Source organism: Curtobacterium sp. MCBD17_021 (assembly GCF_003234525.1).
In the GTDB taxonomy this organism is placed as follows: Bacteria; Actinomycetota; Actinomycetes; order Actinomycetales; family Microbacteriaceae; genus Curtobacterium.
Window position 1 is genome coordinate 1 of record NZ_QKTS01000004.1, and the last position, 10831, is coordinate 10831.

9 protein-coding genes are annotated in these 10831 nt (G+C 71.7%); all 9 read left to right on the forward strand.

The features are described from left to right. Positions 1-59 precede the first annotated feature (59 nt). The 9 genes from alaS to nusB all read left to right on the forward strand — a co-directional run bounded on the left by alaS (position 60) and on the right by nusB (position 10780). On the forward strand, positions 60-2717 hold the full coding sequence (gene alaS, locus DEI83_RS05040) for an alanine--tRNA ligase (RefSeq protein ID WP_111080708.1): 2658 nt from the start codon (positions 60-62) through the stop codon (positions 2715-2717). Next, positions 2717-3169, forward strand: a complete 453-nt coding sequence (ruvX, locus tag DEI83_RS05045) for a Holliday junction resolvase RuvX (RefSeq protein WP_111080709.1) — start codon at positions 2717-2719, stop codon at positions 3167-3169. The genes alaS and ruvX overlap by 1 nt, the downstream gene beginning before the upstream one ends. A 72-nt stretch (positions 3170-3241) precedes the next feature. Then, the gene (mltG, locus tag DEI83_RS05050; RefSeq protein ID WP_111080710.1) at positions 3242-4930 is read left to right on the forward strand and encodes an endolytic transglycosylase MltG; all 1689 of its coding nucleotides are present in this window, start codon (positions 3242-3244) and stop codon (positions 4928-4930) included. 97 nt (positions 4931-5027) lie between these two features. After that, entirely contained in the window at positions 5028-6248 is a 1221-nt protein-coding gene (gene aroC / locus DEI83_RS05055) for a chorismate synthase (protein WP_111080868.1), read from the forward strand. Between the two features lie 38 nt (positions 6249-6286). Continuing rightward, on the forward strand, positions 6287-6808 hold the full coding sequence (locus DEI83_RS05060; protein ID WP_111080869.1) for a shikimate kinase: 522 nt from the start codon (positions 6287-6289) through the stop codon (positions 6806-6808). A gap of 11 nt (positions 6809-6819) precedes the next feature. Beyond that, the gene (gene aroB, locus DEI83_RS05065; RefSeq protein WP_111080870.1) at positions 6820-7902 is read left to right on the forward strand and encodes a 3-dehydroquinate synthase; all 1083 of its coding nucleotides are present in this window, start codon (positions 6820-6822) and stop codon (positions 7900-7902) included. 60 nt (positions 7903-7962) lie between these two features. Beyond that, positions 7963-9654: an AarF/ABC1/UbiB kinase family protein gene (locus DEI83_RS05070; protein WP_111080711.1), complete on the forward strand. Its 1692-nt coding sequence runs from the start codon at positions 7963-7965 to the stop codon at positions 9652-9654. Positions 9655-9755: 101 nt separating this feature from the next. After that, complete coding sequence (gene efp / locus DEI83_RS05075) at positions 9756-10316, forward strand: elongation factor P (protein ID WP_111080712.1); 561 nt, start codon at positions 9756-9758, stop codon at positions 10314-10316. A gap of 11 nt (positions 10317-10327) precedes the next feature. Continuing rightward, complete coding sequence (gene nusB / locus DEI83_RS05080) at positions 10328-10780, forward strand: transcription antitermination factor NusB (RefSeq protein WP_111080713.1); 453 nt, start codon at positions 10328-10330, stop codon at positions 10778-10780. Positions 10781-10831 lie beyond the last annotated feature (51 nt).

Genomic DNA, 10831 nt, shown 5'->3' on the forward strand with positions numbered 1-10831 from the left:
GCCCCCACCTGACTCGCCCCGAGCCTCCCGTCCCCGCCACACGCCCTACAGGAAGCACCATGCAGACCGCAGAGATCCGCCGCCGTTGGCTCCAGTTCTTCGGTGACCGCGGCCACACCGTCGTCCCGTCCGCGTCGCTCGTCTCGGACGACCCGTCGCTGCTGTTCACGGTGGCCGGCATGGTGCCGTTCATCCCGTACCTGACCGGACTCATCCCGGCGCCGTACCCCCGTGCCACGAGCGTGCAGAAGTGCATCCGCACGAACGACATCGAAGAGGTCGGCAAGACCCCGCGGCACGGCACGTTCTTCCAGATGAACGGGAACTTCTCGTTCGGGGACTACTTCAAGGAGCAGGCGATCCAGTACGCCTGGGAGTTCCTGACGAACCCGGAGTCCGACGGCGGGCTCGGCTTCTCGGCGGACGACCTCTGGGTCACCGTCTACGAAGAGGACGACGAGGCGATCGCGTTCTGGAAGCGCCACTCCACGCTGCCCGACGACCGCATCCAGCGCCTCGGCAAGGACACGAACTACTGGTCGACCGGCCAGCCCGGTCCCGCCGGCCCCTGCTCCGAGATCTTCTTCGACCGCGGCCCCGAGTACGGCGTCGACGGCGGTCCTGCGACGGACGACGACCGCTACGTCGAGATCTGGAACCTCGTCTTCATGCAGTACCAGATCGCCGACGTGCGGTCCAAGTACGACTTCGAGATCACCGGCGAGCTGCCGAACAAGAACATCGACACCGGTATGGGGCTCGAGCGCGTCGCCTTCATCAAGCAGGGCGTCGACAACATGTACGAGATCGACCAGGTCCGTCCGGTGCTCGACATGGCCGCAGAGGTCTCCGGACGGCGCTACGGTGCCGACCACGAGGACGACGTCCGGATGCGCATCGTCGCCGACCACGTGCGCTCGGCGCTCATGCTCATCACCGACGGTGTCTCGCCGTCGAACGAAGGCCGCGGCTACATCCTCCGTCGGCTGCTCCGCCGCACGGTGCGTGCGATGCGCCTGCTCGGCGTCGAGGGTGCGACCTTCCCGCAGCTCTTCCCGGCCTCCCGCGACGCCATGCGCGACGCCTACCCGGAGGTCGGCGAGCAGTACGACCGCATCGCCCGCATCGCCTACGCGGAGGAGGAGACCTTCCTCCGCACGCTCGCGCAGGGCACGACGATCCTCGACGTCGCGGTCGACCGCGCCAAGCAGGACGGCCGCCCGGCGATCGGCGGGGACACCGCGTTCCTGCTCCACGACACATTCGGGTTCCCCATCGACCTGACGATGGAGATGGCGGAGGAGGCCGGCGTCCACGTCGACCGCTCCGCCTTCGAGACGCTCATGTCGGAGCAGCGTGCCCGGGCGAAGGCGGACGCGAAGAGCAAGAAGACCGCGCTCGCGGACCTCAGCGTCTACAGTGCCTTCCGCGCTGCGGGTGAGACCGTGTTCCTCGGCTACGACGCCCTCCAGGCCGAGAGCCGCGTGCTCGGCCTCATCGTCGACGGGCGGAGCGTGGACCGCGCGGTCGTCGGCGACATCGCCGAGGTGATCCTGAACGAGACCTCGCTGTACGCCGAGTCCGGTGGGCAGGACGCCGACCAGGGCTCGATCGTCGGCAACGGGTTCGACCTCGAGGTCCTCGACGTCCAGCGTCCGGTCTCCGGCCTGTGGAGCCACACCGTGCAGGTGCGTTCGGGCGAGGTCGGCGTGGGCGACCCCGCCACCACGGTCGTGGACGCCGAGTACCGCCGCGGCGCCACGCAGGCACACTCCGCGACGCACCTCGTGAACGCGGCGCTCCGGGACGTCCTCGGACCGGAGGCGCTCCAGGCCGGGTCGTACAACAAGGCCGGCTACATGCGCCTGGACTTCTCCTGGAGCCAGCCGGTGTCGCTCGAGACCCGCTCCGAGATCGAGGAGGTCGTGAACACGGCGATCCGGTCCGACCTCGAGGTGTCCACGCGCATCCTCCCGATCGACGAGGCGAAGGCGCTCGGCGCGCAGGCGCTGTTCGGCGAGAAGTACGGCGCCGAGGTCCGCATGGTCGACATCGGCGGCCCGTGGTCCCGTGAACTCTGCGGTGGCATCCACGTCGCCTCGAGCGCACAGGTCGGCCTCGTCAACCTCGTCGGAGAGGCGAGCGTCGGATCGACGAACCGCCGCGTCGAGGCGCTCGTCGGACTCGAGGGGTTCCGGGAGCTCGCAGTCGAGCGGACGATCGTCTCGCAGTTGTCGAGCGCGCTCAAGGCACAGCGTGACGACCTCCCGGGACGCGTGCAGACCCTGCTCGAGGACCTCAAGACCGCCCAGAAGCGGATCGCCGAGTTCGAGTCCGCGAACCTGCAGCAGCGGGTCCCGTCGATCGCCCGCACCGCCGAGCGGGTCGGCACCGTCTCGGTCGTGGCGCAGGTGGTCGAGGGGCTGTCGTCCGGTGACGACCTCCGCCCCCTCGCGACCGGTGTCCGGGGCCAGCTCGGTTCCGACGCTGCCGTCGTGGTCCTCGGTGCCGTCGTCGGAGGCAAGCCCGTCGTCATCGTCGCCACGAACGACGCGGCTCGTGCCGCCGGCGTACAGGCCGGTCCGCTCGCCAAGGAGGCCGCCGGCGTGCTCGGCGGCGGCGGTGGCGGCAAGCCGGACCTCGCGCAGGGTGGTGGGACGGATGCCTCGGCACTCCCGGCGGCTCTCCGTGCGGTGACCGACCGCATCGCGGCCTGATCGTGGCGATCCGGTCCGGGCGACGGCTCGGCGTCGACGTCGGTCGCGCCCGGATCGGCGTCGCGGTGTGTGACCGGGACGGTCTGCTCGCGACGCCGGTGGAGACGGTCCGGCGGGACGACTCGTCGGACCTCCGCCGGATCCTGGCGATCGCCGATGAGTACGACGTGCTCGAGGTCGTCGTCGGTCTGCCGCTGTCGATGTCCGGCGCCGAGACCGCGTCGACCGCCGATGCGCGGGACTTCGCGGCCCGCATCGCGGCGCACCGACCGGTCCGGCTCGTGGACGAACGGCTCTCCACCGTCACCGCCCAGCGGGGCCTGCACCAGGCCGGCAAGAACACGAAGAAGTCCCGCGCCGTGATCGACCAAGCGGCCGCTGTTATCATTCTGCAACATGCGCTCGACCACGAGCGCTCATCCGGCGCCCCGCCTGGGGCCGAGCTCCCCTGACCGGCTGCCCTCCCGACGTCGCCACCGCGGCCCGGAGCCGCGTGGAGTTCCCGACCGAGAGACCGAGGACCGTTGGCAGACGATCTGGACTGGAACGCGATCATCGCGACCGGCAACGACGCCGAGCGCGCTGAGCGCGGCGGTACCCCGACGGACGGCACCGGCCAGGGCAGCGCGCAGGCGCCGCTCTCGCGCCGAGCCGCCCGAGCGGCACGAGAACGGCAGGCGGCCGCGGTGCCGGGGAGGGCCGACCTCCCGTCCGAGGACCCGGCAGACGGGCCCGGGAGGCCCGGTCCCCGACCGAGCGTCGGCACCGCTCCGGCAGCCGGTGACGTGGACCCCGACGTGCACGCCCTCCTCGGCGGCACGCTCCACAGCGGTCCCGTCCCCGCTCCCGGCGCCGGGCGTGGCGCCGATGACCACCCCGACCGCGGTGAGCGGGGCCGTGCAGAGGACGGCACCGCGCCGGTCCGCCGCCGCGGCACGTGGCAGGGCGTCGGAACGGCGGATGACGGCCGGACGACCGACCGGACCGGCGCGGACGTGGCCGGTGCCGCTGCCACCGCCGGTGGTGCCGACGGACCCGGTGACGACGACGGTCCCGGCGGGCCGGACGGTGGCCGCGGCGGGGACGACGGTGGCCGACGCCGCGGACGTGGCGGAGCCTCCCGTCCGGCGCGCGGCGAGCGACCGCCGCGCCGCAAGGGCCCGCTCATCGCGGGGATCGTCATCGTCGCGCTCGTCCTCGCCGCGGCCGGGGGTGCGTACGCGTTCGCCGCGCCCAAGGTGCAGGCGCTCGTCAGTGCGTTCTCCGGGTCGCAGGAGACCGACGACTACACCGGTGACGGCACCTCGAAGGTGACCATCACGATCAAGGACGGCGACATCGGCGAGGACGTCGCGGCGACGCTCAAGCGCAGCGGGGTCGTGAAGACCTCGAGCGCGTTCTACGAGCTGCTCCTGGCGTCCCCGGAGATCCAGTTCCAGCCCGGGTCCTACGCGCTGAAGAAGAAGATGAGCTCGAAGGCCGCGCTCTCGGCGTTGCAGGACAAGGCCAACCGCGTCGAGGACCCGTCCATCGTCATCCCGGAGGGCACGGCCCTGCAGGACATCGAGGCGGGCATGGTGTCGAAGGCCGGGTTGAGCAAGGACGAGGTCGCCGCGGCGGCGAAGGACGTCTCGGCGTACGGTCTGCCGCCCGGCGTCACGACCCTCGAGGGCTGGCTGTTCCCCGCCACGTACCCCATCAAGCCCGACTGGACGGCGAAGCAGTACTTCCAGGCCATGGTCGACACGATGAAGGAGCGGCTCGCCAGGGCGGGCGTCGCCGAGGCCGACCAGGAGCGCGTCGTCGTGTTCGCCTCGCTCGTCCAGAAGGAAGCCGGTCTCGCGGCCGACTACCCGAAGGTGGCGCGGGTGTTCCAGAACCGGCTCGACGACGGCATGCGGCTGCAGTCCGACGCCACGGTGGCCTACGGCACGGGGAACACCCACACCGTGACGACGACCGACGCCGAGCGGGCCGACGCGTCGAACGAGTACAACACCTACCAGCACGAGGGCCTGCCGCCGGCGCCGATCTCGAACCCCGGCGAGGTCGCGATCAACGCGGTCGTGAACCAGGCGTCGGGCAACTGGTTGTACTTCGTGACGGTCGACCTCGACAGCGGCGAGACGGTGTTCTCGGACACGTACGACCAGCACCTCGTCGCGGTCGAGCGGTTCCGGGCCTGGTTGCGGGCGCACCCGGAGTACCAGTAACGCAGACAGGACGACGGTCCGTGGCGACTGACGGCCGGGCACCCGCCCGGCCGTCATGCGCACGTCGCACGGCTCCACGCTGTGGGAGGATGACGTCATGCTTCGTTGGTTGACCGCTGGAGAGTCCCACGGACCCGAACTCATCGCCATGATGGAAGGCCTCCCGGCCGGCGTCCCGGTGTCGTACGAGTCCATCCGCGCCGACCTCGCGCGCCGCAAGCTCGGCTACGGTCGTGGTTCGCGCATGAAGTTCGAGCAGGACGAACTGCACCTCTCCGGCGGCGTTCGGCACGGGTTCTCGATGGGGAGCCCGATCGCGATCCGCATCGGCAACACCGAGTGGCCGAAGTGGGTCGAGGTGATGAACCCGGAGCCGGTCGAGCAGACCGATGCCTCGCGTGGCCGTGGCGCCCCGCTGACGCGTCCGCGCCCCGGGCACGCCGACCTCGTCGGCATGCAGAAGTACGGTTTCGACGAGGCCCGACCGATCCTCGAGCGCGCCTCAGCCCGAGAGACCGCCGCCCGCGTCGCGCTCGGCGCCGTGGCGAAGTCCTTCCTCGCGGAACTCGGCATGACCTCGGTGGCGCACACCCTGCAGGTCGGTACGGTCCGGGTGCCCGAGGACGCCGCACTGCCGGTCCCGGCGGACGTCGACCGTCTCGACGACGACCAGCTCCGCTGCTTCGACGCCGACACCTCCGCCCGGATGGTGACCGAGGTGGAGGCCGCCAAGAAGGACGGCGACACGCTCGGCGGCGTCGTCGAGGTCCTGTTCTACGGCGTCCCGCCGGGCGTCGGCTCGCACGTGCAGTGGGACCGTCGACTCGACGCGCGACTCGCGGCGGCGATCATGGGCATCCAGGCGATCAAGGGCGTCGAGGTCGGCGACGGCTTCGCGACCGCTGCTCGTCGCGGGTCCGCCGCACACGACGAACTCCAGCGCGCCGACGGTGAGATCGTCCGCACCACCGACCGGGCCGGCGGCACCGAGGGCGGCATGTCCACCGGGACGGTGCTCCGTGTCCGGGCCGCGATGAAGCCGATCGCCACGGTCCCGCACGCGCTCCAGACCGTCGACGTCGCGACGGGTGAGGACGCCAGCGCGCACCACCAGCGATCTGACGTGTGCGCCGTGCCGGCCTCCGGCGTCGTCGCCGAGGCGATGGTCGCGCTGGTGTTGGCCGACGCCGTCCTCGAGAAGTTCGGCGGCGACAGCGTGGCCGAGACCAAGCGCAACCTCGAGGCCTACCTGGCGGCGATCCCGGAGACGCTCCGGACGCGGCGGACCGGGGCGGCCGTCCACGCGTCGGCCTGGTGACCGCGGCCGTCCTGGCACCCGTGGTCTTGATCGGACCGATGGGCGCGGGGAAGTCCAGTGTCGGCCGACGGGTCGCGAAGGCCCTCGGCGTGCCGTTCACCGACACCGACCGGGTGATCGCGCGTGAGCACGGCCCGATCCCGCAGCTGTTCGCCGAGCGGGGCGAGACCGTGTTCCGCGAGCTCGAGGCCGAGGCGGTCCGAGGCGCGGTCGAGGCTGGCGGTGTCGTCTCCCTCGGCGGGGGAGCGGTCATGCACGCGGCGACGCGCGCGGCGATCGCCGATGCGCGCGTCGTCCTGTTGACCGTCTCGGCCGAGGCGGTCGCACCGCGGATCCTCGGCAGCGACCGTCCGCTCATCGCCTCCGGCGGCATCGCGGCGTGGCAGTCGATCCTCGACGAGCGCGCGCCCACGTACGACCGGCTCGCCGACCTGGTGCTCGACACCTCCCGTCGTCCGATGTCCCGCGTGGCCGACGACGTCGTCGCGTGGGTCCGCCGCAGCGACCCGACCGACCGCCGGACCAGCAGCCCCACCACCTCCGACGAAGGAGCACCGTGACCGAGTCGACCATGCCAGAGGGCACCACCGAGATCCGCGTCGGCGGCGAGGACGGCTACGTCGTCGCGGTCGGCAACGGCCTGCTCGGTGCCGTCCCCGCCGTCCTCGGACCGCGCGTCGCGAAGGTGCTCATCGTGCACGCCCCGACGCTCGGCGCCCGGGCTGAGGACCTGCGCCAGCTGCTCGTCGGTGCCGGGCTCGAGGCGCTCATCGCCGAGGTGCCCGACGCCGAGGCGGCGAAGCGGATCGAGGTCGCGTCGTTCTGCTGGCAGATCATGGGCCAGTCCGACTTCACCCGCACCGACGCGGTCATCGGCCTCGGCGGCGGTGCCGTCACCGACCTGGCGGGCTTCGTCGCCGCGACCTGGCTGCGGGGCGTGCCGTACGTGTCCATGCCGACGACCGTGCTCGGCATGGTCGATGCGAGCGTCGGTGGCAAGACCGGCATCAACACGAACGAGGGCAAGAACCTCGTCGGCGCGTTCTCGGCCCCGCGCGCCGTGGTCGCCGACCTCGACCTGCTCCGGACCCTGCCGCGGAACGAGGTCCTGGCCGGGTTCGCCGAGATCGTCAAGGCCGGCTTCATCGCCGTGCCCGAGATCCTCGACGTCATCGAGGCCGACGTCGACCGTGTGACCGACCCGACGACGCCGGAGTTCCGGCGCGTGGTGGAACTCGCGATCGAGCTCAAGGCACAGGTGGTGTCGGAGGACTTCACCGAGCAGGGCCGCCGCGAGGTCCTCAACTACGGGCACACGCTCGGCCACGCGATCGAGCACGCGGAGCGGTACCAGTGGCGGCACGGCGCGGCCGTCTCGGTCGGCATGGTGTTCGCCGCCGAGCTCGCGCGGTTGACCGGGCACCTGGACGACGCGACCGTCGACCGGCACCGCTCGATCCTGGACGCCCTGTCGCTCCCGACGACCTACCCGCTGGGACGATGGCAGAGCCTCCTCGCCACCATGCGCCGCGACAAGAAGGCGCGCGCCGGCATGCTCCGCTTCGTCATCCTCGACGGCGTCGGCAAGCCGGTGACGCTCGAGGGCCCCGAGGACCACCTGCTCTTCACCGCCTACCAGGAGGTCGGCGCCTGACGTCGGCGGGCAGCCCGGTGTACCCCGGTCGGCTCCAGGCCCACGGAGCAGACTGACGGGGTGCCGAACCCGCCCCGCCTCAGCGACTTCTCCAGCCAGCAGCGCCAGGGACCCGGGGGAGTCCGCAGTCGCGGGCGCCGCTTCGCCGAGGTGCTCGGGATCGCCCGACGTCACGGGCTGCTGCCGTTCCGCCGGCTCGACTTCACGCGGGACCCGGCGACCGCGGACCTCCGCCACGACCAGGCCGACCACCTGCGTCTGGCGCTCGAGGAGGCAGGCGGCGGATTCGTGAAGATGGGCCAGATCCTGTCGACGCGGGACGACCTGCTGCCGGACGAGTGGACGGAGCGCCTCGCCCAGCTGCAGGGGAGCGTCCGTCCGGCCGCAGCCGACGAGGTCGCCGCGCTGCTCGAGGCCGAACTCGGTGCGCCGGTCACCGAGGTGTTCGCCGCCTTCGACCCCGACCCGGTCGCGGCCGCCTCGATCGCGCAGGTGCACCGAGCCCGCCTCGCCGACGGCACCTCGGTGGCTGTCAAGGTGCAGCGGCCGGGCATCGACGCAGCGGTCCGCCGGGACGTCGACATCGCCCTGCGGCTCGTGCGCTTCCTCACCCGGACGTCCGTGCAGGCCCGACAGCTCGGCGTCGTCGAGGTCGCCGAGCAGTACGGCGCCGACCTCGTCCGACAGGTCGACTTCTCCGCCGAGCTGCGGAACCTCGAGTCGCTGCGGGCCGCGCAGGCCCGGAGTGCCCGTCCGGACGAGGTCCGGTTCCCCGAGCCGTACCGGCACCTGTCGAGTCGCCGCGTGCTCGTGATGGAGTTCCTGGAGGGCGACACGCTCAGCGCGATCCGCGCCGAGCGCTCCGCCCGCGACCTCGACGAGCCGATGCGGACGATCCTCCGCGCGTTCCTCCGGCAGGTCGTGTTCGACGGCGTCTACCACGCCGACCTGCACCCGGGGAACGTGCTGGTCCTGCCCGACGGGCGGCCGGCGCTCATCGACTTCGGTTCGGTCGGGAGGCTCGACCCGGGTCTCCGGGACACGGTCCAGGAACTCCTCGCCGCCTACCTGCAGGACGACACCTCGCGCATCGCCGACGCGGTGCTCCGGATGGCGCCGGTGCGGGACCCGGAGGACGAGGCCGACTTCCGTCGGGACCTGGCACGGTTCGTCGCCGAGGAACTCGGCCCGGGTGCGCGGATCGGGGTCGAGACGGTGGACGACGCGGTCGAGGTGTTCGGCCGCTACCGGCTGCGTGCTCCGGCCGACTTCGTGGCGGCCGCTCGCGCGCTGGCGATCTTCGAGGGCACGCTCCGCACGCTCGCACCGTCGTTCGACCTGCTCGAGGAGTCGCGCGGCCTCGCGGCGGAGCAGATCCGGGACCAGCTCCGGCCCGCCGCGGTGCGGACCGTCCTCGTCCGCGAGCTCTTCGGGCTGGTGGCCTCGGCGCGGCGGCTGCCGCGCCGCATCGACAAGATCACCGAGGCGGTCGAGGCGGGGCGGCTGTCGGTGAACGTCCGGCTGCTCAGCGACCGACGCGACCGGCAGGCCGTCTCCGGCATGGTCCGCCGGGTGTTGCTCGTGCTCCTGGGAGCCGGGGCGGGCCTTGTGGCCGTGGTCTACCTGGCCGCGCCGGCCCGACCGACGGCCGTGATCAGCACGCTCGTGGCCGGGGCGTTGCTCGGCGGCACCTGCGTGGTGCTGCTCACGTGGGCTGCCGTCGACGCGTGGTTGGCGCGCCGACGGCAGTAGGCCGGTCCGGTCCGGTCCCGGCACGCCGGGCCCCGTCCGCTACACTCGTCCGGGGCTCCACGAGCCTGGACACCTTCACAACACCATCGAACGGAAGACCCATGGCGAGTACCACTGACATCAAGAACGGCGCCGTTCTCATCATCGACGGGCAGCTCTGGTCGGTCGTCGAGTTCCAGCACGTGAAGCCGGGCAAGGGCGGCGCGTTCGTGCGCACCAAGCTCAAGCAGGTCGTCACCGGCAAGGTCGTCGACCGCACGTTCAACGCCGGCGCGAAGATCGAGACCGCCACGGTGGACCGTCGCGACTTCCAGTACCTCTACGAGGACGGTGACTCGTACGTGTTCATGGACCAGGACACCTACGACCAGGTCAACGTGCCCGCAGCGGTCGTCGGCGACGCGCGCAACTTCCTGCTCGAGTCCGCGCAGGTCACCATCGCGATGAACGAGGGCAACCCGCTCTACGTCGAGCTCCCGACCTCGATCGTCACGACGATCGAGACCGAGCCGGGCCTGCAGGGCGACCGCTCCTCCGGTGGCACGAAGCCGGCGACGATCGTCACGGGCTACCAGATCCAGGTCCCGCTCTTCCTCGAGTCCGGCACCAAGGTCAAGGTCGACACCCGTGACGGCAACTACCTCGGCCGCGTCAACGACTAGGCGTTGACCGTATGAGTGCTCGTTCGAAGGCCCGCAAGCGCGCCCTCGACATGCTGTACGTCGCGGAGGTGCGCGAGCTGCCGATCGCGGACGTCCTCGCGACCGAGACCGTCCGTCACCTCGACCAGCCGGAGCGCGCCTCCAGCTGGGACTACGCGCGGCAGATCGTGACCGGCGTCGACGAGGCCCGGTACGAGATCGACGGCGTCATCTCGGACCACGCGCAGGGCTGGTCGATCGCCCGGATGCCGGTCCTCGACCGCTGCATCCTGCGGATGGGCGTGTGGGAGATCCGGTTCAACCCGGAGGTCCCCGACGCGGTGGCGATCGCGGAGGCCGTCGAGCTCGCGCAGTCGCTCTCCACCGACGACTCGGCGAGCTTCGTGAACGGCGTGCTCGGCGCCGTCGCGGGTGGCCGTGGACCGTCCGGTCGGACTGTCGCGGAGGACCAGGAGTCCCGCTAGGCTCGAACGCAACCAGCATCCTTTGATGCCGTCCAGTGAGGCGGGGGTCGT